23 protein-coding genes are annotated in these 22,889 nt (G+C 71.6%); 7 read left to right on the top strand and 16 right to left on the bottom strand.

Features of this window, described 5'->3' with window-relative positions; all coding sequences use genetic code 11:
* Nucleotides 1-11: 11 nt before the first annotated feature.
* Both ACFFIA_RS38455 and ACFFIA_RS38450 read right to left on the bottom strand, forming a co-directional pair.
* The gene (locus tag ACFFIA_RS38455) at nucleotides 12-488 is read right to left on the bottom strand and encodes an SRPBCC family protein (protein WP_377261183.1); all 477 of its coding nucleotides are present in this window, start codon (nucleotides 486-488) and stop codon (nucleotides 12-14) included.
* Between the two features lie 79 nt (nucleotides 489-567).
* Nucleotides 568-1,425 (bottom strand): hypothetical protein, encoded by an 858-nt coding sequence (locus ACFFIA_RS38450; protein ID WP_377261180.1) that lies wholly within the window; start codon nucleotides 1,423-1,425, stop codon nucleotides 568-570.
* A 95-nt stretch (nucleotides 1,426-1,520) separates the two neighbouring features.
* Between ACFFIA_RS38450 and ACFFIA_RS38445 the strand changes: the two genes are divergently transcribed.
* Nucleotides 1,521-2,717 (top strand): homogentisate 1,2-dioxygenase, encoded by a 1,197-nt coding sequence (locus tag ACFFIA_RS38445; RefSeq protein ID WP_377261177.1) that lies wholly within the window; start codon nucleotides 1,521-1,523, stop codon nucleotides 2,715-2,717.
* Nucleotides 2,718-2,725: 8 nt separating this feature from the next.
* Here ACFFIA_RS38445 and ACFFIA_RS38440 read toward each other — a convergent pair whose 3' ends face one another.
* From ACFFIA_RS38440 to ACFFIA_RS38425, 4 genes are read right to left on the bottom strand one after another with little or no spacing between them, the layout of a single operon-like run.
* Nucleotides 2,726-3,745: a tetratricopeptide repeat protein gene (locus tag ACFFIA_RS38440; protein WP_377261175.1), complete on the bottom strand. Its 1,020-nt coding sequence runs from the start codon at nucleotides 3,743-3,745 to the stop codon at nucleotides 2,726-2,728.
* Nucleotides 3,746-3,760: 15 nt separating this feature from the next.
* A complete protein-coding gene (gene ispF, locus ACFFIA_RS38435) occupies nucleotides 3,761-4,234 on the bottom strand; it encodes a 2-C-methyl-D-erythritol 2,4-cyclodiphosphate synthase (protein WP_377261172.1) in 474 nt (157 codons plus the stop codon).
* 31 nt (nucleotides 4,235-4,265) lie between these two features.
* Nucleotides 4,266-4,961, bottom strand: coding sequence for a 2-C-methyl-D-erythritol 4-phosphate cytidylyltransferase (gene ispD / locus ACFFIA_RS38430; RefSeq protein ID WP_377261169.1), 696 nt, complete (start codon nucleotides 4,959-4,961; stop codon nucleotides 4,266-4,268).
* 47 nt (nucleotides 4,962-5,008) lie between these two features.
* Entirely contained in the window at nucleotides 5,009-5,494 is a 486-nt protein-coding gene (locus tag ACFFIA_RS38425; protein WP_091551228.1) for a CarD family transcriptional regulator, read from the bottom strand.
* A gap of 294 nt (nucleotides 5,495-5,788) precedes the next feature.
* Between ACFFIA_RS38425 and ACFFIA_RS38420 the strand changes: the two genes are divergently transcribed.
* Nucleotides 5,789-6,541 carry a hypothetical protein gene (locus ACFFIA_RS38420; RefSeq protein ID WP_377261166.1) on the top strand — a complete coding sequence of 251 codons (753 nt, stop codon included), beginning with the start codon at nucleotides 5,789-5,791 and terminating at the stop codon, nucleotides 6,539-6,541.
* Between the two features lie 17 nt (nucleotides 6,542-6,558).
* Here the strand turns inward: ACFFIA_RS38420 and ACFFIA_RS38415 are convergent, their stop codons facing one another.
* The 4 genes from ACFFIA_RS38415 to ACFFIA_RS38400 all read right to left on the bottom strand — a co-directional run bounded on the left by ACFFIA_RS38415 (nucleotide 6,559) and on the right by ACFFIA_RS38400 (nucleotide 10,181).
* Nucleotides 6,559-7,059 carry a DUF6023 family protein gene (locus tag ACFFIA_RS38415; RefSeq protein WP_377261163.1) on the bottom strand — a complete coding sequence of 167 codons (501 nt, stop codon included), beginning with the start codon at nucleotides 7,057-7,059 and terminating at the stop codon, nucleotides 6,559-6,561.
* 165 nt (nucleotides 7,060-7,224) lie between these two features.
* Entirely contained in the window at nucleotides 7,225-8,259 is a 1,035-nt protein-coding gene (locus tag ACFFIA_RS38410) for a type III polyketide synthase (protein ID WP_377261161.1), read from the bottom strand.
* 8 nt (nucleotides 8,260-8,267) lie between these two features.
* The gene (locus ACFFIA_RS38405; RefSeq protein ID WP_377261158.1) at nucleotides 8,268-9,437 is read right to left on the bottom strand and encodes an acyl-CoA dehydrogenase family protein; all 1,170 of its coding nucleotides are present in this window, start codon (nucleotides 9,435-9,437) and stop codon (nucleotides 8,268-8,270) included.
* Nucleotides 9,438-9,458: 21 nt separating this feature from the next.
* Nucleotides 9,459-10,181, bottom strand: coding sequence for a methyltransferase domain-containing protein (locus ACFFIA_RS38400; protein WP_377261156.1), 723 nt, complete (start codon nucleotides 10,179-10,181; stop codon nucleotides 9,459-9,461).
* Between the two features lie 47 nt (nucleotides 10,182-10,228).
* Between ACFFIA_RS38400 and ACFFIA_RS38395 the strand changes: the two genes are divergently transcribed.
* The 4 genes from ACFFIA_RS38395 (at nucleotide 10,229) to disA (ending at nucleotide 14,787) form a co-directional block, all read left to right on the top strand.
* A complete protein-coding gene (locus tag ACFFIA_RS38395; protein ID WP_377261154.1) occupies nucleotides 10,229-11,065 on the top strand; it encodes a UbiA family prenyltransferase in 837 nt (278 codons plus the stop codon).
* Nucleotides 11,066-11,208: 143 nt separating this feature from the next.
* Entirely contained in the window at nucleotides 11,209-11,916 is a 708-nt protein-coding gene (locus tag ACFFIA_RS38390) for a hypothetical protein (protein WP_377261152.1), read from the top strand.
* A 37-nt stretch (nucleotides 11,917-11,953) separates the two neighbouring features.
* Complete coding sequence (gene radA, locus ACFFIA_RS38385) at nucleotides 11,954-13,396, top strand: DNA repair protein RadA (protein ID WP_377261150.1); 1,443 nt, start codon at nucleotides 11,954-11,956, stop codon at nucleotides 13,394-13,396.
* Nucleotides 13,397-13,587: 191 nt separating this feature from the next.
* Complete coding sequence (gene disA, locus ACFFIA_RS38380; protein WP_377261148.1) at nucleotides 13,588-14,787, top strand: DNA integrity scanning diadenylate cyclase DisA; 1,200 nt, start codon at nucleotides 13,588-13,590, stop codon at nucleotides 14,785-14,787.
* A 92-nt stretch (nucleotides 14,788-14,879) separates the two neighbouring features.
* Here disA and ACFFIA_RS38375 read toward each other — a convergent pair whose 3' ends face one another.
* The 3 genes from ACFFIA_RS38375 to ACFFIA_RS38365 all read right to left on the bottom strand — a co-directional run bounded on the left by ACFFIA_RS38375 (nucleotide 14,880) and on the right by ACFFIA_RS38365 (nucleotide 16,801).
* Complete coding sequence (locus tag ACFFIA_RS38375) at nucleotides 14,880-15,578, bottom strand: hypothetical protein (protein WP_377261145.1); 699 nt, start codon at nucleotides 15,576-15,578, stop codon at nucleotides 14,880-14,882.
* 108 nt (nucleotides 15,579-15,686) lie between these two features.
* On the bottom strand, nucleotides 15,687-16,238 hold the full coding sequence (locus ACFFIA_RS38370) for a peptide deformylase (protein WP_377261143.1): 552 nt from the start codon (nucleotides 16,236-16,238) through the stop codon (nucleotides 15,687-15,689).
* Entirely contained in the window at nucleotides 16,235-16,801 is a 567-nt protein-coding gene (locus ACFFIA_RS38365; protein ID WP_377261141.1) for a glycine cleavage system transcriptional repressor, read from the bottom strand. Before ACFFIA_RS38365 ends, ACFFIA_RS38370 begins: the two co-directional genes overlap by 4 nt.
* A gap of 103 nt (nucleotides 16,802-16,904) precedes the next feature.
* Here ACFFIA_RS38365 and ACFFIA_RS38360 point away from each other — a divergent pair, with 103 nt between their 5' ends.
* Nucleotides 16,905-17,786 carry an iron-sulfur binding domain-containing protein gene (locus ACFFIA_RS38360; protein ID WP_377261139.1) on the top strand — a complete coding sequence of 294 codons (882 nt, stop codon included), beginning with the start codon at nucleotides 16,905-16,907 and terminating at the stop codon, nucleotides 17,784-17,786.
* 94 nt (nucleotides 17,787-17,880) lie between these two features.
* Here ACFFIA_RS38360 and ACFFIA_RS38355 read toward each other — a convergent pair whose 3' ends face one another.
* From ACFFIA_RS38355 to lysS, 3 genes are all read right to left on the bottom strand, one after another.
* A complete protein-coding gene (locus tag ACFFIA_RS38355) occupies nucleotides 17,881-20,406 on the bottom strand; it encodes an ATP-dependent Clp protease ATP-binding subunit (protein ID WP_377261137.1) in 2,526 nt (841 codons plus the stop codon).
* Nucleotides 20,407-20,962: 556 nt separating this feature from the next.
* Nucleotides 20,963-21,313 (bottom strand): histone-like nucleoid-structuring protein Lsr2, encoded by a 351-nt coding sequence (locus tag ACFFIA_RS38350; RefSeq protein WP_173057610.1) that lies wholly within the window; start codon nucleotides 21,311-21,313, stop codon nucleotides 20,963-20,965.
* A 90-nt stretch (nucleotides 21,314-21,403) separates the two neighbouring features.
* Nucleotides 21,404-22,858 (bottom strand): lysine--tRNA ligase, encoded by a 1,455-nt coding sequence (lysS, locus tag ACFFIA_RS38345; protein WP_377261135.1) that lies wholly within the window; start codon nucleotides 22,856-22,858, stop codon nucleotides 21,404-21,406.
* Nucleotides 22,859-22,889: the final 31 nt, after the last annotated feature.

The following is a 22,889-nucleotide window of genomic DNA, read 5'->3' as shown; positions in this document are numbered from 1 at the left end:
AGGTTACCTGGCTACGCTGCCGCGGGCCTTACGGCCGCCAGAGCCAGGTCGGTCAAATCCTGCCGCAGGGCGCCCTCGACGGTGCGCGCCGCGAGCCCGCCGAAGACGAGCGCGAGCAGCCGGCCGCCCGGCGCGGAGGGGGCGCCCTCCTGCACGACGGTCACCGCCGTGCCGCCCCGGTGGCGACCCACTTCGACCGGCGTCAACGTGTATGTCATCCGGTAGTTGGCACCGATGCCGGGCGAGGCGACCACGAAGCGGCTCGGCGCGTCGCACCGCAGCACGGTGAACTCCTCGGTCACCTGGACGTCGCCGGGCATCGTGCGGGTCTCCCGCCACACGGTGCCGAGGCCGAAGAGGCCGGGCGTCATCACCTCGATCGCGTCCACAGTGGAGAGCCAGGCGGCCCGTGCCGGCAGGTCGGTGAAGACCCGCCACACGCGCACCGCCGGAGCGTCGATCAACCGCGTAACCGCCACCGTGGACATCGCGCCTCCCCGCGAACCACGGTACGCCCGTCACAGCGTGTATCCCAGCCAATTACCCGACAGCACGGCGCGCGCCTCGCTACTGGTAGCCACCGTTGACGAGGCCCAGGCGGATCAGGTCGGTGAGCGGCTCGACGACGCTGCACGAGCCGAAGCCGATCCAGAGTGGACGTACGCGCTCGCGCAGCGCGCGGGCCGGCTCGATCAGCGGGATGGGATCGGTGGCGGCGAGCAGCTCGGCCACTTCGGCCACCTCGGCACCGTCGGCGGCCGAGGCGGTGCCGACCAGCACGTTGAGAAAGCCGTGGTGCACGAAGCCCGTCTCCGGGTCGGTGTGCCGGATCGCGTGGTGCAGCCCGGCGGTGAGCTTGAACGGCAGCTCGCGGTCGCGGCAGGCGCAGATGACCGCGGCCAGCTCCACCGGCGTGGGGAAGAGCTCGGCGGCCAGCCCGCCGGTGCGAAACTTCGCGGCCACCGCCACGCCAGCGGCGCGCGCCTCGGCCACTGTGTCCAGCGCCGCGAGCAGGCCCCAGGTGAGCGGGATCTCCGCGTACCCCATGAGGGAGGAACGCTCGCCGAGGAGCGCGAGCAGCCGGTGGAGGCCGGGCTCGGGATCCTCGCCGCGCTTGGCGACCGCGACCTCGACCTGGCCGATCGCGAGGCGCGGGTCGGCGGCGTCGATGGCGGCGGGCAGCGCGTCGACCCCGGCGTCACCGATCAGGCCGACGTCGATCCGCTCGTCGGCCCCGAGCAGGCGGGCCGCGTCGGGCAGCGCCGACGCGGGCAGCAGGAGCGGGCCGACGAGGTCGGCATACCACCCCGCGCGGTGCTCGCGATGCCCGATGATCGCCTCAGGCAGCGGCGCGCTCCCGGGCGGGAACACGGCGGCGTCGTCCACGAGGCGTGTGAAGAGCGCCGGAAGCAGTCCGGTTGACACGAACAGAGAACCTAATGGACGCTACAAGGAGCGGACAATAGCGTCCGATAATCGGACACTATCGGCCGGTGAACAGGACATAACGGAGGGTAGACATGCCCTACTACCGGAGCGTGGGAGATGTCCCGCGCAAGCGACACACGCAGTTCCGTCAGCCGGACGGCAGCCTCTACAACGAGGAGCTGGTGGGCCAGGAGGGCTTCTCGTCCGACTCGTCCCTGCTCTACCACCGCTACATGCCCACCGCGATCGTGGCCGCGGAGGAGTACGACCCGCCAGCGTGGACACGCACCGCCAACCGGCCCCTCAAGCCCCGCCACCTGCGCACGCACAAGCTCGACGCGGGCGGTGCCGACCCAGTGCTCGGGCGGCAGCCGCTGCTCGCCAACGACGACGTGCGCATCTCGTACGTGGTGGCCGACCGCCCCTCACCGCTCTACCGCAACGCGATCGGCGACGAGTGCGTGTACGTGGAGTCGGGCACCGCGCGGGTCGAGTCGACCTTTGGCACGCTCGACCTGGCCAGCGGCGATTACGCGCTGATCCCCACCTCGGTGATCCACCGCATCGTGCCCACCAGCGACCTGCTCCGGCTGCTCGCCATCGAGGCGACCGGCCACATCGGACCGCCAAAGCGCTACCTCTCGGTGCGCGGGCAGTTCCTGGAGCACTCGCCGTACTGCGAGCGGGACGTGCGCGGCCCCGATGCCCCGCTGCTCGTCGAGGAGTCCGACGTCGAGGTGTACGTCCAGCACAGGTCGCGGGCACGCCCGCCTGCAACAAGCTCAGCCTGGACGCGTCTTGTTTACGCCCACCACCCCTTCGACGTGGTCGGCTGGGACGGCCACATGTACCCGTGGGCGTTCTCCATCCACGACTTCGAGCCGATCACGGGACGGCTGCACCAGCCGCCACCGGTACACCAGACGTTCCAGGGGCCAAACTTTGTGATCTGCTCGTTCGTGCCCCGCAAGGTCGACTATCACCCGCTCGCGATCCCGGTGCCGTACAACCACCACAACGTCGACTCCGACGAGATGCTCTTCTACACCGGGGGCAGCTACGAGGCGCGGCGCGGCTCAGGCATCGAGCAGGGTTCGATCTCGCTGCATCCGGCCGGCTTCACACACGGGCCGCAGCCGGGCGCGGCGGAGCGGGCCCTCGGAGTGGAGTACTTCGACGAGCTGGCCGTCATGGTCGACACCTTCCGGCCACTCGACCTCTGCGAGCCGGCACTGTCCTGTGAGGACACCGGGTACGCGTGGACGTGGGCGGGACGCAGCCTGGGCTGACCCCGCCCTCACCCCATGCGGGTGAGCAAGGTGAGACCGGCGACCGCGGCGGCGATCGCGAGCGCCAGCGGCCAGGGCGTGCCGATCAACGCGTACAGCACGATGAGAAACGGCCCGGCCGACACCGCGATCGTGGCCAGCCGGCCGGGGCGTCCACCGAAGCGGTCGCCGCGCGGCAGCCGGGACACCAGGATGCCGATGGCGAGCAGGCCCACACCACCGAGCACGCCGGCCAGCAGCTGCGAGCTGGCACCGCCGGCCGCCTCCACGAACGCCACGAGGATCGCTGTGACCAGGCTGTGTCCGGCACCGAAGAGCACCATCGGCCGCAGGCGGTCGGCGGGCCGCTTGGCCGCTGGCACCGGCGCCGGCTGAAACGCGGGCACCGGCGGAAGCACCGCGCTCTCGGAGACCCGCTCCAGCGCCCGCGCGTATCGCCGGCGGTCGAGCCGCACGATGCCCGGCTCGTCGGCCGCACCGGCGAGCGTGGAGTCCAGTTGCAGCGCCTCGTGGTAGGCCCGCTCGGCCAGCTCGAAGCGCCCCAGCCGGCCCGCCACCAGCGCGAGCACCAGATGGGCGAGCGGGTCGCGGGGCGCCAGCTGCACGGCCCGCCAGGCGGCGTCGATGGAGGTCTGGCCGTTGCGCGAGTCGGCCAGGATCGCGGCCGCGCTCCGCTGCGCGTACGCATCCGCGGGGCCGAGCCGGAGGATCTCGGCGGCCACTTGCGCCGCCTCGCCGAAGCGGCGCAGGTCGGTGAGGGCCATCGCGCGGGTCACGAGGGCGGGCAGGTCATGGGGAGCGGCGGCGACGGCCGCGTCGGCCGCCTGGAGGGCCTCCGCCGGGCGCTCGGCGGCCAGGTGGACGCTGGCCAGCGCCGCGTGCGCCGCCGGATGGCCAGGCTCGAGCGTGAGCGCGTCGGCCAGCTCGCCGGCCGCCTCGTCGTAGCGGCCCAGGTCGGCCAGGAGCGCGGCGCGCTGGACGTAGCTGTCCGGGGTGGCGTCACGGTCGGACGGCGCATCGCTGGGCACGACGCCGAGCCTACGTCAGCGTTGGTAGACCACCGCCACCGCGAGACCCGCGAGGCCCTCCCCACGGCCGGTCAGCCCCAGCCCGTCCGTGGTGGTGCCGGAAACGGTCACAGCGGCCCCCACAGCGGTCGAGAGCGCCCGCTCGGCCTCGGCCCGGCGTGGACCGATCTTCGGCCGTACACCGACCACCTGGATGGAGACATTGCCGATCTCGAAGCCGGCCACGCGTACCCGCCGGGCGGTCTCGGCCAGCAGTGCGACTCCCGAGGCGCCGGCCCACTCGGGGCGGTCGGTGCCGTAGTTGGCGCCGAGGTCGCCGAGGCCGGCGGCGGAGAGGAGCGCGTCACAGGCGGCGTGCGCGGCCACGTCACCGTCTGAGTGGCCGGCCAGGCCGTCGACGCCGGGCCACTCCAAGCCCGCGACCCAGCACGCACGCCCAGCGGCGAACGCGTGTACGTCGGTGCCGATGCCGACCCGGGGAACGATCACGCCGGCGAGCCTATCGGGAGCCCGCCGCCGCTCAGGCCGGACGCTCCAGCAGCAGCTCGGCGATGGCCAGGTCGAACGGGCGGGTGATCTTCAAGGCGTGCTCGTGGCCGGGCACGCACGTCACCCGTACCCCCAGCTTCTCCACCAGGCCCGCGTCGTCGGTGAGCGACGCGGCGGCGCTGGCGTGCGCGGCGGCGAGCACGGAGCGCCGGAAGCCCTGCGGGGTCTGTACGGCGCGCAGCGTGGCCCGGTCGACCGTGCCGAGTACGAAACCGTCGCCGTCGACCTCCTTGACGGTGTCGACAACGGGAAGGACCGGGATGACGGCGTCGCTGCCCGCGCGCACCGCGGCTGCCACCGACTCGACGAGGGACGGCGGGGCGAGCGCACGGGCCGCGTCGTGCACCAGGATGATCTCGGGCCCCACGGGCACCGCCGCCAGGGCCGCCGCGACCGACTCCTGCCGCTCGGCCCCGCCCGGCACCACGAGCACCGGCGCCACCGGTGCGAGGAGGGCGTGCACGGCCTCGACGTCGAGCGGCGGCGCGGCCACCACGATCGTGCGTACGGAAGGTGCGGCCGCCACGCGCCGGATGGTGTGTACGAGCATCGGCTCGCCGCCGAGCTGCCGCAGGGCCTTGGGTCCGCCGGCGCCCAGCCGCACGCCGGCACCGGCCGCAGGAACGAGGACCGCGACGTCACCGCACGGATTAAGCTGCGCGGTCACGTCGCGGTCCCCGGAGGAGAAGTTGTAAGAACGGGTCAGCCGGAGGGTCAGGCCTCGGTGAGCACCTTGTCGAGGAGGATCTCCGCCTCGTCCTTGGTGCTCTTTTCCGCCAGCGCGACCTCGCCGACGAGAATGTCGCGAGCCTTGGCCAGCATGCGCTTCTCGCCAGCCGACAGGCCCCGCTCGCGCTCACGCCGCCACAGGTCACGGACAACCTCGGCCACCTTGAGCGGGTTGCCAGAGGCCAGCTTCTCCAGATTCGCCTTGTAACGCCGCGACCAGTTGGTCGGCTCCTCGGTGTGTGGAGCGCGGAGGACGTCGAAGACCTTGCCCAAGCCTTCCTCGCCAACCACCTCGCGCACACCAACGATCTCGGCATTCTCGGCGGGCACCCGCACCGTCAGGTCACCCTGAGCGACCCTGAGGACGAGGTACTGCTTTTCCTCGCCCTTGACGACCCGAGTCTCGATTGCCTCGATGAGTGCGGCCCCGTGGTGGGGGTAAACAACGGTCTCGCCGACACTGAAAACCATAGGTTCGAAACCCCTTTCGCTGTGTCTAGGGTAACACGCTCAGGCACCGATGTCCCGTCCCGGTCCTGACCGTAAGCCCAGCTCAGGGGGCCTGTGAGAGGCCTTTCTCCAGCTTGACAAGAGGATTCCATCGACCATCGGCCACGCAGAGTAATGCCCAAATGAGCAATGCGCGACACCAATCGCCGCCCCGAGGGGCACCGTAAGGACCGATGCCCCCTAGCGGTCCCACCCATCGGTGAGAGACCCTAGAGGTAGACCCCGATCTACTTCTCGACACGTGGGCAGGGGGACATGGGATCCACGGGCAACGGCAACGGTGGCACTCCGCCCGACGGCGGCGGACGCCCCGAAGGCGTGCCCGACCTGCCGCCCGAGTGGGGCACGGTGGTCATTCCCGACGATCTGAGCGAGCTCGCCGAGGAGTCGGCGGCGGTGCGCAAGGATCTGCGCCGCCAGGCCCGGCGCGACGCCTGGAGCCGGCGGTTCGGCCGCGGGCCCTCCCAGTCCTCGATGCGCGTGACCCTGCTGATCATGGCGGTCGCCGTGCTCGCGACGCTGACCAGCCTCTTCGCCGTGACCTGGCCGGGGCGGCAGCAGCAGCCACTCCCGCCAGTCGCCCGCCAGACCACCAGCGCACCGGCGCCGACCCGCACCATGCCCGCCCTCGACCTGATCGACGTCGATGGCTCGCCGGTCGCGCTGCGCGGCCTGCTCCCGGCCGCGGTGCTGCTCACCGACGGCTGCGAGTGCACGAGCCTCATCGCCGACACGGCGGCGACGGCGAAGCCCGGCGTCACGGTGGTGACCGTCACGAGGTCGTCCGCGCCACCGCCGCGCGCCAGCACAGCCCGCGCGCCCGGCACCGGCGTCCGCACGCTCGCCGACCCGACCGGCGGGCTGCGCGGCAGCCTCCAGCTCGGTACGCAGGGCGCCGGTCAGGTCGCCACGGTGCTGATGGTCGCCCGCACCGGTGAGATCATCGCCACCGTGCCCGCGGCCCGCACCATCGAAGACATCCGCCTCGATCTCGCCAGGCTCGGCTGAGCCTCACCCGCGGCGGGTCAGCGCAGGGCGACGACCTGCATGGCCACCTCGACCGGCTCATCCTCGCGCAGGGTCACGTCGACCGCCAGCCTGTGCTCGGCCGCGGTAAACCTGATCGTGCCGGAGCCGCCGCCGAAGGGCGCGCAGTCGACCTCGTACATCTCCGTGCCCTGGGTTGTGTCCCGGACGCGCAGCCGGAGCGATCCGTTGCCGATGCAGACGTACTGGAGCAGGTAATCCTGGTCTTCGGTCGACTCGACGAAGAGGTGCAGACCCTCACCGGAGTCGAGCCTGCCGACGTGGCGCTCGAGCGTGTTGGGGACCTCGGGCAGGTAGCTCTCCGGCCCGGCCCGCTCCGGGGGCTCGACCACGGCCGGTGGCACCGGCTCTGGCCGGAGCGGCTCCAGCGTCACCCGCTCGGGCGCGGCGGTCACCCACCAGGCGCCCCCGACTGTGAGCACGAAGGCGGCGGCCCCGGAGAGCACGGCGAGGCTCAGCCGCCCGTCCGTCCGATCCACGCTGGCACTCTAGCGGGCGCTGGCACATCCGGTGAACCTTGTCGATGCGGCGCGGCCGGGTCCGCACAGCGGGTCGTGTGAATGCGGAGGGTGCGGCTGCGGGAGCGGCGGTCAGGACCGCGACGGGCATCGCGGTAGCCCAATCTGTCTCTTGGAAGAGATCCTTCAGGTGCGCTCCAGGAGTGCCGCGTAGAGCGTGAGACCCGGGCCGAACGCGAGCGTCACCACTCGGCGCGGCGGGTCGGGTAGCTGCCGCATCGCCTCCAGGATCAGCAGGACGGTGGGCGAGGAGCAGTTGCCGTACGTGGCGAGCGTCTCCCGGGATACGCCCAGCGCGTCGGGGGGCAGCGCCAGCTCGCGCTCCACGACATTGAGGATGCGCGGCCCGCCGGGATGCACCGCCCAGCCATCCACATCGGACAGTACGAGCTCGTGGCGGGAGAGCAGCCCGTCGATGAAGTCGCGTACGTGCACCGACAGCACCTGCGGCACGCGCGGCGAGAGCCCCATCCGGAAGCCGAGATCGGTGACGTCCCAGGTCATGTGGTCGGCGGTCGAGGTGTCGGTGATCGAGGCGACCTCGCGGACCGTGTACCCGCCGGTGTCACCCGGAACGAGCACCACGGCGGCGGCCGCGTCCGAGAAGAGCGCGTGGGCGACGATCTGTTGGGTATCCACGCGGGCCGAGGCGGGCTGTAGGTGCAGGCTGGTCAGCTCGTTGCAGAGCAGCAGCGCCGGGCGGCCGCGGGCGGTCACGAAGTCGGCCGCCGCACCGATGCCCGGCATCGCCGCGTAACAGCCCATGTGTCCCACGAAGAGCCGCTGCGTGTCACTCGCCATGCCCATGTCCCGGGCGAGCAGGATGTCCAGCCCTGGCGTGACGTAGCCGGTGCAGGAGCAGACCGCGAAGAGCCCGATGTCGGCGGCGGAGACGCCCGCGTCCACCAGCGCGCGGTCGACCGCCTCCTTGCCGAGCGGCAGCGCCTCGACCAGGTAGCGGGTCATGCGCCGCTCGGTGGGCCAGCCGGAGACGTCTTCGATCAGGGGGTTGGCGACCGCGTTGCGGGTGCGTACGCCGGCGTTGGCGAAGATCCGCTCGGCGAGCGCCCGGGTCGTACCGGCGTAGCGGTTGACGAAGAAGCCCCGCCACAGCTCGTCCTGGTGTGCCTGGGCGGGCACGGCCATCCCCAGCCCGGTCATCGTCGCGCTCACCATCTCGGTGTGGTCCCCTCGCGGTCGGGATCGCCGCCGATCGCGGCCACGCCCAGCCAGTCCGCGCACACGTCGGAGGTGGCGGGGTGGAGCGAGCCGCAGCGGGCGTCGCGGTAGAGCCGCTCGAGCGGATGGCCGCGGCGCGTGGCGGAGGTGCCGGCCGCCTCCAGCATCGACGCCGCCACCTCGGCCGCGGTGGTGCCGGCCAGCAGCTTCGCACGCCACACCCAGCGGTTGGTCTCCTCGGCACCGGGCTCCTCGTCGACCCGCCGGGCGGCCTCCGCCACCACGAGGCGGGTCGCCGCCACCGCCGCGTCGGCGCGACCGATCCGGGAACGCACCGACGGCAGCTCGGCGACGCCCCGCTTGACCACGTGCTCGACCGCCGCGTCGACGGTCGCCTGGGCCACGCCGACGTACACGGCCGCGTAGCTCGCGATCAGCCAGTGCGGCATCATCTGGGCCACGACCAGCGCCAGCCCTTCCACGCCGCCGAGCAGCGTGTCGTCCGGTACGACCGTGTCGATGTGCAGGTCGTGCGAGGCGGTGGCGCGCATGCCGAGCGAGTCCCAGGTGGGCTCGACGGTCAGGCCGCCCGCCGTCGCCGGTACGAGGAACTGCGACACCACCGACTGGTCGCTCGCGCTGCGGGCGGCCACCAGGTAGGCGTCCGCGTTGCCCGCCCCGGAGCAGAAGGTCTTCGAGCCCTTGATGTGGTAGCCGCCGTCGACCTGCTCGTACATCGTCGCGAGCTGGGACAGGCGCGGGCCGGCGCCGCGCTCGCTCATGGCCACGCCGTACCACGATCCGGCGGCCGCCTCGGCGAGCATGCGGTCGCGGGCGGCCAGGGCCTCGTCGGGTACGCCGAGCGACTCGGCCACGTCTTCGTTGACCGCGCTCAGCGCGCCGGTGACCGAGGCGTGCATGTTGAAGACCAGGGCGGTCGCGCCGTTGCCCCGGGCCAGCTCGTACGCGACCGTCGCGTACTCCGCGAAGCCCGCCCCCTTGCCGCCCAGCCGGCTCGGCACCATCAGTCCGAAGAGCCCCGCGGCGCGCAGGTCGGCGAAGTCATCGACGGGGAACGAGCCCTCCCGGTCGTGTTCCGCCGCCCGTGCCGCCATTCGCGGCGCCAACCGCCGCGCGGCGCCGATCGCGTCACCTGCCATACCCTGCCCCTCTCGTGTGCCCTAGCCGCCCCCGTCGCTATGGCCGCCTTTGATGCCCCGCCCCTGGTAGAGGATGGCCGCCGACCAGGTGGGGACGATCCGCCCGCGCCCCCGGCCCAGCCCGGCGAGCCAGCCGACCACCGCCGGCACGGTCGGGCGTACGCCGCGGATGGCGAGCCGCACGCCGTGCCGCGCGCACTCCCGCCCTAATACCCGCGGATCGACGAAGAGTGCGGGGTCGTGGAGGCCGCGCGGCACGCCCCGGATGCGCTCGGCGAGCCTCACGGCGACCAGCCGGCTCAGCGCGGTCGAATTGAGAGTGTCGAGCACGAGCAGCCCACCGGGACGCAGCACGCGGCACGCCTCGGCGACGGCCCGGGGCAGGTCGGGGACGTGCTCAAGGATCTCGCCCGCGACGACCACGTCGGCGCAGCCGTCGGCCAGCGGGAGGGCGCCGGCGTCGGCCCGCACCGGAGTGAGGCCGTGCGCCGCCGCCTGGTCGAGCGCGGACCGGGTGAGGTCGAACCCGACGTGCCGGTAACCCTTTCCGGCCACATGCGGGGTGAGGAGCCCGCCACCGCAGCCGATGTCGACGAGTATCGCTCCGGGCCGGGCCGCCGGCGGCACCAGCCGTCCGCGTGCCTCCGCCAGCCAGTGCAGGATCGCGAAGGCGCCATCGGGCCGCCACCATTCCCCGGCAAGCTCGTCGTACTGCCGGGGATCGTTGGGCGGCAGGATGGGCATGGCTTCGAGCGTGGCACGACTCACCGGTAACGGCCAGACTTCCCGGTATGCGTACGCCGTGGGGCCTCCTGCGCGCCAGCCACCCCGAGCCCGGGTTGGCCGTGACCCTCGCCGCCGCTCTCCTCGCCATCGGGGTCGGCCACGACGCGGCGGGCGCCGCGCTGGTCGCCCTGACCGTCCTCGCCAGCCAGCTCGCCGTCGGCTGGACCAATGACTGGCTCGACGCCGAGCGGGACCGCGCCGTGGGTCGCACCGACAAGCCCATCGCGACCAGCGCGGTAAGCCGTCGGACGGTGGGCGTGGCCGGGCTCGTGGCCGCGGTGGGCGCGCCGCTGCTGGGCCTCACGCTCGGCGTGCCGGCCGCGCTCTGCATGACCGCCGCGCTGCTCAGCGCGCTGCTCTACAACTGGCCGCTGAAGTTCACGGCGGCGTCCGTGGTGCCGTACGCGTTCTCGTTCGCCGCCCTGCCCGCGTTCGTGCTCTTCGCCCTGCCGGGCACGCCCACGCCGCCACTGTGGATCATCGCGGCGGGCGGGCTGCTCGGTGCCGGCGCGCACTTCGCCAACGTGCTCCCCGACCTCGACGACGACGCGCGCACCGGCGTTCGTGGCCTCCCGCACCGCATCGGCCCACTGTGGTCCCGGGCGGCCGCCGCCGGGCTGCTCCTCGCGGCCACCGTCACCCTGGTCTTCGGCCCGCCCGGACGCCCGAGCTGGTACGGCATCGCGGCGGTCGCGGCCGCCGCCGTGGTCCTGCCCGCCGGTTGGTACGCCAGCCGCCTGGCCACCGCCCGTGGCGCCCGCCCGGTCGCGGTGTTCCGGGCCGTGCTCGTGGTCGCCCTGATCGATGTCGTCCTCCTGGTGACGAGCGGCCTCGTGGTCTGACCCCCGGCCGCCGACAGGCGCGCGCCGCGGGCAGCGGCGACCCCTCGCGAAAGGCCGTGGGACACAAGTGGCGGGCCTGGCGCGAACGGGCGATCACGGGCAACTACTCTGGGGCGCGGTCAGACACGACAGGGAGGACCGACGTGAGGCGCTCGATGACGCTCCTGGCTGGTGCGGCCATGGCGACCGCCCTGCTGGCATCCGGGTGCAGCGCAGGACAGATCGCCGAGACCGCTGTGAAGGTGCCCTCGGTGCCGGGCGCCAACGGCGACGTCGCCGGCACCAACGGCAACCTGTCGGTCCGCAACGCGGTCGTGGTCTACCACGAGGGGGGTTACGCGGCGGGCGCGGACGCACCGCTCGACCTCCACATCTTCAACGACACCGAGCAGGCGGTCACGGTCACCGTGACGAGCCCGGACGCCAAGTCGGTCACCCTGGTCGCGGGCGCGCTCGGCACACCGTCGCCGTCCGCGTCGCCCACGCCCTCGGCCACAGCCACGCCGTCCGCCACCGCGATCCCGTCGGCCACCGCGACTCCGTCCGGCACGGTCGCCCCCTCGGGTACGCCGAGCACGCCGGCCACCACCGAGCCGACCCCGTCCGCCGAGCCGCCGGCCCCGCGCCCGGCCACGGTGCGGATCGCGCCCGGCAGCTTCGCCGCGCTGACCTCCGGCGGGACGCAGTTCGTCCAGCTGGTCGGGCTCAACGCGGCACTCAAGCCGGGCGAAAACGTCGAGCTGCTTTTCGACTTCGGTGGCGGTCAGACGCTGACCCTGCCGGTGCCGGTGGGCACGCCGCTCACCCTGGTGCCGCGCGGCTCGGCCGTGCCGGACGAAGGCGGGCACTGAGCGCGCTTTCGTCGTACCTGCTGGTTAACGTGCTGGTGTGACGACGTCGAGATCTGTGCCGCGCGGGCCCGCCCGGGCCCGTCCCGCGGCGCGTGAGCCGCGCCCGGCCTATGAGTGCGACGCCTGCGGGCACCAGCCCCCCAAGTGGGTCGGGCGCTGCCCCGAGTGTGGCGAGTGGGGCTCGGTCGTCGAGTGCACCGTCACCGCCCCGATCGCGGCGGGTCGCGTGGTCAGCTCGCGCATGCCGTCCGAGCCGGCGCGGCCGATCGCGGAGATCAGCGCGACTCCGGCGCGGGCCCGCCCCACCGGCGTCACCGAGCTCGACCGAGTGCTCGGCGGCGGCCTGGTGCCCGGCGCGGTCGTGCTGCTCGCAGGCGAGCCCGGCGTCGGGAAGTCGACGCTGCTGCTCGACGTCGCCCAGCAGTGGGCGGCCGGGGCCGGCAGCCCGTCGCTGGTGGTCAGCGGCGAAGAGTCGGTGAGCCAGGTGCGCCTGCGGGCCGAGCGCATGGGCACGCTCCACGAGCGGCTCTACCTCGCCTCCGAGAGCGACCTGAGCGCCGTGCTCGGCCACCTCGACGCGGTCAAGCCCGGGTTGCTCGTGCTCGACTCGGTGCAGACCATCTCCACCTCCGGCACCGAGGGCGTGCCCGGCGGGGTGACCCAGGTGCGCGCGGTCACCGCGGCGCTGGTTTCGGTCGCCAAGGAGCGGGGCATCGCCACCGTGCTCGTCGGCCACGTCACAAAGGACGGTCAGGTCGCCGGCCCCCGCGTGCTCGAGCACCTGGTCGACGTCGTGCTCCACTTCGAGGGCGACAAGCACTCGTCGCTGCGCCTGGTGCGGGGCGTGAAAAACCGGTTCGGCACCGCTGACGAGGTGGGCTGCTTCGAGATGCACGAGGGCGGCATCACCAGCCTGCCCGACCCGTCCGGTCTCTTCCTCACCCGGTCCAGCGAGCCGGTCCCGGGCACCTGCGTGACGGTGGCGATGGAGGGGCGGCGAGCCCTGGTCACCGAGGTGCAGGCGCTGATCGGCGCGGCCGTGCCCGGCTCGCCCCGGCGCACGGTGTCCGGGCTGGACAGTGCCCGACTCGCGATGGTGCTCGCCGTGCTCCAGCGCCGCACCGACAGCCTCAAGCTGCACGACCGCGAGGTCTTCGCGGCCACGGTCGGCGGCATCCGGGTCGTCGAGCCCGCCGCCGACCTCGCGGTCGCGCTCGCCGTCGCCTCCGGCGGCCTCGACCTCGCGGTCGCCCCGCACCTGGTCGCGATCGGCGAGGTGGGGCTCACCGGCGAGGTGCGCCGGGTCGGTGCGGTGCCCCGCCGGCTGGCCGAGGCGGCCCGGCTCGGCTTCACGTTCGCGCTGGTGCCGACCGGCTGCGGGCCAGACGCCACGGGTGTGCGCACCAAGGGCATACGCGTTGTCGAGGTGCCCAACGTGCGGTCCGCGCTGCAGTGGGCGGCGCGCGCCTCGGCTGAGTAGGATCGCACGCCATCGATCTTCTTCAGCCTGGATCGGGCGTCATCCACCCCTGACCTTCCCCTCCGAGCCGCAGGCGCGACTGGAGGTCGGAAAGGGGTTCGATGGTAACCACCAGTTAGTCGACGTCACGCTACGGATCTGCCGCCGAACCGCAACAGCACAGGTCGGATGACGGTCCGTAGACTGTGCCCGTGCCGATCGACCGCGATGCGAACAGGACCGCCGCCGCCAGCCTGGCCGGCCGCGCGGGCGTGGTCGGCTCGCCCACGCGCACTGCCAGCGCTGGAGCGGCCGCCGTGCCCGGCCCGGCCGCGGGCCCAGCCTCAGGAGGTGACCCCCTGCGCGCCAATCTGGCGTTGATGGCGCCGGGCACCGCCCTGCGCGATGGGCTGGAGCGGATCCTGCGGGGGCGCACCGGTGCGCTGATCGTCCTCGGCCACGACAAGGTGGTCGAGTCGCTGTGCACGGGCGGCTTCCCGCTCGACGTCGAGTTCTCCGCCACTCGCCTGCGCGAACTGTGCAAGATGGACGGTGCGGTGGTGCTCTCCAGCGACGGCACGCGCATCGTACGCGCCGCTGTGCACCTTATGCCCGATCCGTCCATCCCTTCGGAGGAGTCGGGCACGCGGCACCGCACCGCGGAGCGGGTCGCCAAGCAGACCGGCTTTCCGGTCATCTCGGTCAGCCAGTCGATGCGCATTATCGGGCTGTACGTCAACGGGCAGCGCCACGTGCTCGACGACTCGGCCGCCATCCTCTCCCGGGCCAACCAGGCACTTCAGACGCTGGAGCGCTACAAGCTGCGGCTCGACGAGGTCTCCGGCACTCTCTCCGCACTGGAGATCGAAGACCTGGTGACCGTCCGCGACGCGGTCGCCGTGGTGCAGCGGCTGGAGATGGTCCGCCGCATCGCCGACGAGATCGCCGGATACGTAGTGGAGCTGGGCACCGACGGCCGCCTGCTCGCCCTCCAGCTCGACGAGCTGATGGCCGGTGTCGACGCCGACCGTACGCTGGTCATCCGCGACTACCTGCCGGCCGGGCGCAAGGCGCGCACGCTCGACGAGGCGCTGGTCGAGCTCGACCTGCTCACCGCCACCGAGATGATCGATCTGGTCGCGGTCGCGAAGGCGATCGGCTACCCCGGCGCCTCCGACTCGCTCGACGCGGCGGTCAGCCCGCGCGGCTTCCGCCTGCTTGCCAAGGTGCCGCGCCTGCCCGGCACAGTGGTCGACCGGCTGGTCGGGCACTTCGGGAGCCTCCAGCGGCTGCTCGGCGCCACGGTCGAGGATCTCCAGGCGGTCGACGGGGTCGGCGACGCCCGGGCCCGCGGCGTGCGCGAGGGCCTCTCCCGCCTGGCCGAGGCGTCGATCCTGGAGCGATACGTCTAAGGGCCTGCCCTGCGCCCTGGCACCACTCAGGCGTCCGCTGGGCGCCTGCGCCCGAGCGAGGCGTCGAGCCCGAGCGGGGCGTGCGACGGGCCTCAGGTGAGGGTGAGCTTGACCGGCGCGCTCAGGTCGGTGCCGAGCCGGCCGAAGATCTGGTATTCGCCAGGGCTGGGAGCGCTGCCCGTTGCCGCGCCGTTCTGGCAGCCGGTGCTCTGCCGACCGTTCCAGCTGACCCGGAACTCCATCTCGTGGTTGGGCGTAAACGGCTTCACGTCGGAGCCCCGGAAGGTGCTGCACCGGTCGGACGACCAGATGACCTGCGCGCCCTTCTTGATGTAGATCTCCTGCTCGTCAGGGCCGACGTCACGCGAGCACTCGCGGTCTGACTCGTTCTTGATCCGCAGCTTGATGACGATCGTCTGACCCGCGGGCGCGTTGGTCAGGTCGGGCACCGGGGTCACCTTGATCTCGGTGTCGGTGCACCCGTCGGCGGGCGCCTTGCCCGGCGCCGCGGCCGTGGTCGGCGACGGTGCTGCCGGAGCGCCTGTGGTCGGCACCGACGCCGGCGATGTGGTGGGCGACGCGTCGGGCGACTCCTCGGTATCCGGCGCCGGGGACGTGTCGGTGGCGTCGGGAGTCGGCGTACTCGTCGCGCTGGTCTTGCTCGCGCCCGAGCCGTCGCCCCCGCGACAGGTCGTGAAGAGCACCAGAAGGACGAGGAAGAGGGCACCGAGCACAATGGCGCGACGCCGCCAATAGACGGCGGAAGGAAGAGGACCAACCGTCAGTCTCATGATGCCCTCACGGTATCGGGGTCGACCGCGAGGATCCCGACGACGCGCCGCCCGCGGCGGTTTCATCTACGCCCACCGCCACGCGCCGTCCGGCCTCGGAGTCGCCGGCTACAGGTAGACCTTGCGTTGGTGAATCGCGTGCGCGCCGGCGACCCGGTCGAGGAAGAGCAGGCCGGCACAGTGGTCGATCTCGTGTTGCAGTGCGCGGGCCTCGAACGCGTCGGTGGTGAGCCGCACCGGCTCGCCAGTACCGGGCAGGACCGCCTCGACCACCACACGCGCGGCGCGCTTGACGTCGCCGGTGAGGTCGGGCACCGACATGCAACCCTCGCGCCCGGGACGCCATCGGCTCGCCTCGACCACCTTGGCGTTGCACAGGGCGAACGCGCCATGCAGCGTGGCCGCCTTGGGATGGCCGCTCACGTCGACCACGAAGACCTGCGCGGAGACTCCGATCTGGGGCGCGGCGAGGCCGACGCAGCCGGGCGACACGCGCATGGTCGCCATCAGGTCGGCGGCGAGGCGCACCACCTTGGGGTCGACCGGGTCGACCTCGGTGCCCGCCCGGCTCAGCACCGCGTCGGGCGCCTTGACCACGGGCCGTACCTCGCCGGGCTCACCGAGCGCCTCCGGCGTCCAGCCGTGGAACGGCTCGGTCACAGCACATCCGTTTCCGTGGCGCGGAGGGTCACCTCGACGTCGAGCCTGGCGGCCACCTCAGCGAGCCGCTTGGCGACGCTCTCGGCGGTGCCGGGCGGGAGGTCCACCTCGGCCACGAGCACGTAGAGCGGGCCGCTGAGCCGGGTCGTGAGGTCGGTGATGTTGCCGCCCACCTCGGCGAGCACGCGGGTCACCGCCGCCACGATGCCGAGGCGGTCGGCGCCGTGCACGCTCATCAGGTGCGGCTCGCCGGCCACCGTCGCCTCGACCTCGGCACCGACCTCCCGTACCGTCGCCAGCAGCCGGCCGTCGGCGGCGACCGGGGCGAGCGCGGCCTCGACCTCGGCGGCGCCCGGGCCGCTGCACACCAGCGTCCAGGTGAAGTGGCCGCGCAGGCGGGTCATCGTCGAGTCGGTCAGGTTGGCGCCGAGCCGGGCGAGCGCCTCGGAGACATCCGCGACGATGCCCGGTCGGTCCTGGCCGATCACCGTGATCGCCAGCTCGCCGCGGGGCCGCTCGGAAACCGTGGGGCGAGGCGGAGCGTCTTCCTGGGATGCCTTCACGGGTGCGAGTCTGCCCGATGCGCTCGCGCGTGGCAGGATCGACCCGCTGTGTTTCCAGGCGCTGGTTGGCCGTTTCGTGGGCCAGCGGCGCCCGAGGAGGGAAATGCCTGAGACCGACCTGGCCGACGCCGCCATCGAGTGGTTCGACGCCAACGCCCGTGACCTGCCCTGGCGCGCTCCGGGCACCACTGCCTGGGCGGTGCTGGTCAGCGAGATCATGCTCCAGCAGACGCCGGTCGTACGCGTGCTCCCCGCGTACGAGGCGTGGCTGGCGCGCTGGCCCGAGCCGGCCGCCCTCGCGGCGGACACACCGGCCGAGGCGATCCGGATGTGGGGGCGGCTCGGCTACCCCCGCCGGGCGATGCGGCTCCACGAGTGCGCGGTGGCGATGGTGGCGCGGCACGGCGGCGAGGTGCCCGCCGATCTCGACGCGCTGCTCGCGCTGCCGGGCGTGGGGGCGTACACGGCGCGGGCGGTGGCGGCTTTCGCGTACGGGCAGCGGCAGCCGGTGGTCGACACAAACGTACGGCGCTTCGTGGCCCGGGCCAGCCGGGGCAAGGCGGACGCCGGTGCCACCACCACGCCCGCCGACCTGGCCGACACCGAGGCGCTGCTACCGGTCGAGCCGGCGCGGGCGGCCCGGGCGAGCGCGGCGTTCATGGAGTTGGGCGCGGTCGTGTGCACCGCGCGCTCGCCACGCTGCGCCGACTGCCCCGTGGTGGACATGTGCGGCTGGCGGGCGGAGGGCCGGCCAACGCCCACCGGGCCAACCCGCCGCCCACAGCAATACGCGGGGACGGACCGCCAGGTTCGCGGTCTTCTGCTCGCGGTGCTGCGCGAGGCGCGCGGGCCCGTACCGGCGGGGCAGCTCGACCTGGTGTGGGCCGACGCCGTGCAGCGTGACCGGGCGCTGCGCAGCCTGCTCGACGACGGCCTGGTGTCGGCGGCGGGCACGGGCCGGTACGCACTGGCCGGCGAAGCGTAACCGCCAGTCCCCGACGCGCTGGCGCCGTTTGGACGTGGACGCGGAAAGGGGCGGCCCCTTTCGGGAACCGCCCCTCTCGCTGTCGGTGCTGCCGCTACTCCGCGGCCTCAGCGGCGCTGCCCAGGTCGGCGGGCACCGCATCGGGCACCTCGACCGGCTTGTCCGCACCGCGGAACACCAGCTTGGACTTGTCGACGTCGGCCGGGTCGCCCTCGCAGTCGACGACCACGATCTGGCCCGGCTTCAGCTCGTTGAACAGGATCCGCTCGGACAGGTTGTCCTCGATGTCGCGCTGGATCGTGCGACGCAGCGGCCGAGCACCGAGCACCGGGTCGAAGCCCTTCTTCGCCAGGTACTTCTTGGCGTTGTCGGTCAACTCCATGCTCATGTCCTTGTTACGCAGCTGCGTCTCGATCCGCGCGATCATGATGTCGACGATCTCGAGGATCTCGTTCTCGCGCAGCTGGTGGAACACGATCGTGTCGTCGATCCGGTTGAGGAACTCCGGCCGGAAGTGCTGCTTGAGCTCGTCGTTGACCTTCTGCTTCATCCGCTCGTAGTTGGAATCCGAGTCTTCCGAAGCCTGGAAGCCCAGCGACACCGCCTTGGCCACATCGCGCGTACCCAGGTTGGTGGTCAGGATGATCACCGTGTTCTTGAAATCGACGATGCGACCCTGACCGTCGGTCAGCCGCCCGTCCTCCAGGATCTGGAGAAGGGTGTTGAAGACGTCCGGGTGCGCCTTTTCGATCTCGTCGAACAGGACCACCGAGAACGGCCGCCGGCGCACCTTCTCGGTCAGCTGGCCGCCCTCGTCGTAACCGACGTATCCGGGCGGGGCACCGACCAGGCGGGACACCGTATAGCGGTCGTGGAACTCGGACATGTCGAGCTGGATCAGCGCGTCCTCGCTGCCGAACAGGAACTCCGCGAGCGCCTTGGACAGCTCGGTCTTACCCACACCGGACGGGCCGGCGAAGATGAACGAGCCCGAGGGGCGCTTCGGGTCCTTGAGGCCCGCCCGAGTACGGCGGATGGCCTTGGAGACGGCCTTGACGGCGTCTTCCTGGCCGACGACCCGCTTGTGCAGCTCGTCTTCCATCCGCAGCAGCCGGGAGGTCTCCTCCTCGGTCAGCTTGTAGACCGGGATGCCGGTCCAGTTGGCGAGGACCTCGGCGATCTGCTCGTCGTCGACCTCACTGACGACGTCGAGGTCGCCCGCCTTCCACTCCTTCTCCCGCTGCGCCTTCTGGCCCAGCAACTGCTTTTCCTTGTCACGCAGCTGGGCGGCCCGCTCGAAGTCCTGCGCGTCGATCGCGGACTCCTTGTCGCGGCGGACCTGGGCGATCCGCTCGTCGAAGTCACGCAGGTCTGGCGGCGCGGTCATCCGGCGGATGCGCATGCGGGCACCGGCCTCGTCGATCAGGTCGATCGCCTTGTCCGGCAGGTAGCGGTCGGAGATGTACCGATCGGCGAGCGTGGCGGCCGCCACCAGCGCGGCGTCGGTGATCGAGACCCGGTGGTGGGCCTCGTAGCGATCACGCAACCCCTTGAGGATCTCGATGGTGTGCGCCAGCGAGGGCTCACCCACCTGGATCGGCTGGAACCGCCGCTCGAGCGCCGCGTCCTTCTCGAGGTGCTTGCGGTACTCGTCGAGCGTCGTGGCGCCGATGGTCTGCAGCTCGCCACGGGCCAGCATCGGCTTGAGGATGCTCGCCGCGTCGATCGCGCCCTCGGCGGCACCAGCGCCGACCAAGGTGTGGATCTCGTCGATGAACAGGATGATGTCGCCCCGGGTGCGGATCTCCTTGAGCACCTTCTTCAGGCGCTCCTCGAAGTCACCGCGGTAGCGGGAGCCGGCGACCAGCGCACCGAGGTCGAGCGTGTAGAGCTGCTTGTCCTTGAGCGTCTCGGGCACCTCGCCCTTGACGATCCGCTGGGACAGACCCTCCACCACGGCGGTCTTGCCCACGCCGGGCTCGCCGATCAGGACCGGGTTGTTCTTGGTGCGGCGGGAGAGCACCTGCATCACCCGCTCGATCTCCTTCTCACGCCCGATGACCGGGTCGAGCTTGCCCTCGCGGGCCGCTTGGGTCAGATTGCGACCAAACTGGTCCAGCACCAGCGACGTCGACGGCGCTGCCTCGCCCGCCGCGGCACCGGCCGCGGCCGGCTCCTTGCCCTGGTAGCCGGACAGGAGCTGGATCACCTGCTGGCGCACCCGGTTGAGGTCGGCGCCGAGCTTGACCAGCACCTGGGCGGCGACGCCCTCACCCTCCCGGATCAGCCCGAGCAGGATGTGCTCCGTGCCGATGTAGTTGTGACCGAGCTGCAACGCCTCACGCAGCGAGAGCTCCAGCACCTTCTTGGCCCGCGGCGTGAACGGAATGTGCCCGCTCGGCGCCTGCTGACCCTGGCCGATGATCTCTTCCACCTGCTGGCGGACGCCCTCAAGAGAGATGCCCAGGCTCTCCAGAGCCTTGGCGGCGACGCCCTCACCCTCGTGGATGAGACCCAGCAGGATGTGCTCCGTGCCGATGTAGTTGTGGTTGAGCATCCGGGCTTCTTCCTGAGCCAGGACGACAACCCGTCGCGCTCGGTCGGTGAACCGCTCGAACATGCCCTCGTGCTCCTCACGTGCCGTGCGCCATGATCTTGGCGGGGCCAGCGCCGGGGACGCCTCGTCGGGGCGTCCGTGTCAATACTCTATCGCCGCGGACCGACTCTGCTCGTGCCGTGCGTGCCGGACTGGCCCACGTCCGCGACGTTTTCCCCAACTGTGCGCGCTGGTTCGCTGTTCCCCCGCCCTGACCGCTACGCGGAGAGCGAAATCCACAGCTCGCCCACTCGGCCATCCACAGCCTGTGGACAACTTCGTCCACCGCTGTGGACAACGCCACCGGGGATTGCGGGGTCACGGGTCTGGCGCTCGTATCGACCCGCTCCGGGTAGGCAACGCCGAGGGCCTCCAACGAATTCCGGTCGAAACTCGCTGGAGGCCCTTCTGACGGTATCTACGCGCCCGCGCGACCATGATCGCCACTCGGCCCCGCCGGCCCACTCGACTCCGGTCTACGGGAAGTCACCCCGGCGAGTCGCGCCCCCGGCAGATGCGGGCGGGCCCGCGGCGTATCACGCCACGGGCCCGTTGCCGGGTCCGGTCGCGGTGGCGAAGCTCAGCGGCCCGCCTTCGCGTGGTACTCGTCGACGATCTCCTGGGGGATCCGGCCCCGGTCCGAGATCTCCTTGCCTTCCTTCTTCGCCCAAGCGCGGATCGCCTTGTTTTGCTCACGATCCGCGGCGGCTCCACCCCGCCCACGGGCGGCGCGACCACCCACGACGACGCCACCGCGACCGATCTTTGAACCGGCCGCCGCGTATGGGGCGATTGCCTCCCGCAATTTGTCGGCGTTCTTCTTGGACAGGTCGATCTCGTACTGAACGCCGTCGAGCGAGAACTTGACCGTCTCGTCCGCGTCGCCGCCGTCCAGGTCGTCGACCAACTTGTGAATGATCTGCTTGGCCACGGGCCGCTATCCTTCCGAGCAGGGTTCCTCCCGCAAACAAGAGAACAATAGCTTGGAAGATGCTCCACCCGTCAATAGGATCGAAGAAATCTACTCGGGTCGGACCAGCGGGTACAGGATGGTTTCGCGAATACCGAGGCCGGTGAGCGCCATGAGGAGCCTGTCGATTCCCATTCCCATCCCGCCGGAGGGTGGCATCCCGTATTCCATGGCCCGGAGGAAGTCTTCGTCCAAGCGCATCGCCTCGTCGTCACCCTTCGCGGCCAACTGCGCCTGCCGGACCAGTCGTTCCCGCTGCTCCACCGGATCGACAAGCTCCGAGTAGGCGGTGGCCAGCTCGACGCCGAACGCGTACAGGTCCCACTTCTCGGCGAGGCCGGGCTGGTCGCGGTGTGCGCGGGTCAGGGGCGAAGTCTCCTCCGGGTAGTCCCGCACGAACGTGGGCAGCACGAGGTTTGGTACGACGAGCTCCTCGAAGAGTTCCTCGGCGAGTTTGCCCGGCCCCCACTTGGGCGACACGGGCAGATTGTGCTTCTCGGCGTACTGAACCAGGCGCGCCATGTCCGTACGGACCGTAACCTCCTCACCGAGCGCCTCGGAAAGGACGCCGTAGAGGGTTACAGAGCGCCACTGACCGCCGAGGTCGTACTCAGCGCCGTCGACATGCCTAACAACATGGGACCCAAAGGTCGCACGCGCAGCTTCCTGTACCAACTCGCGGGTCAGCGTGCCCATCGTGTCGTAGTCGGCGTACGCCTGGTACGCCTCGAGCATCGCGAACTCGGGAGAGTGCGATGAGTCAACTCCCTCATTCCGGAAGTTGCGGTTGATCTCGAAGACTCGCTCGATCCCACCAACCACACAGCGCTTCAGGAATAGCTCTGGTGCGATTCGCAGATACAGATCAGTATCCAACGCATTGCTGTGAGTCACGAATGGCCGGGCCGCCGCGCCGCCGTGCAGCAACTGGAGCATCGGCGTCTCGACCTCCAGGTAGTCCCGGGAGTGAAGCGAGTCACGCAGGCTCCGCACGACCGTGGAGCGGGTACGTACGGTTTCCCTCGCCTGCGGCCGGACGACGAGATCCACATAGCGCTGGCGGACCCGCGCCTCTTCGCTCAGCGGGCGGTGCGCCACTGGCAACGGGCGGAGCGCCTTGGCGGTCATCGTCCACGAATCGGCGAGTACGGAGAGTTCGCCCCGTCGGCTCGTAATCACCTCGCCCGTGATCCCCACATGATCACCGAGATCGACGAGCCGCTTCCATTCCTCCATCCGCTCGGCACCGACCCGGTCGAGCGAGAGCATCGCCTGAAGCTCGGTGCCGTCACCTTCCCGAAGCGTGGCGAAGCACAGCTTGCCGCTGTTGCGAATGAAGATCACGCGGCCGGTCACGGAGACCGTGTCGCCGGTGGCCGTATCGATGGGCAGGTCGGCGTACCGCTCGCGGATCTGGGCAAGGGTGGTGGTGCGCGGGTAACCCAGCGGGTAGGGCTCCACCCCATCGGCGAGCATCCGATCCCGCTTCGACCGGCGCACCCGCATCTGCTCGGGAAGGTCCTCGGCGGGGTCAACG

Origin of the sequence: Phytohabitans kaempferiae (assembly GCF_042433955.1) — a bacterium.
Classification (GTDB): Bacteria; Actinomycetota; Actinomycetes; order Mycobacteriales; family Micromonosporaceae; genus Phytohabitans; species Phytohabitans kaempferiae.
The sequence above is the reverse complement of the archived record's forward strand: the minus strand, read 5'-3'. Positions and strand labels throughout refer to the sequence as shown.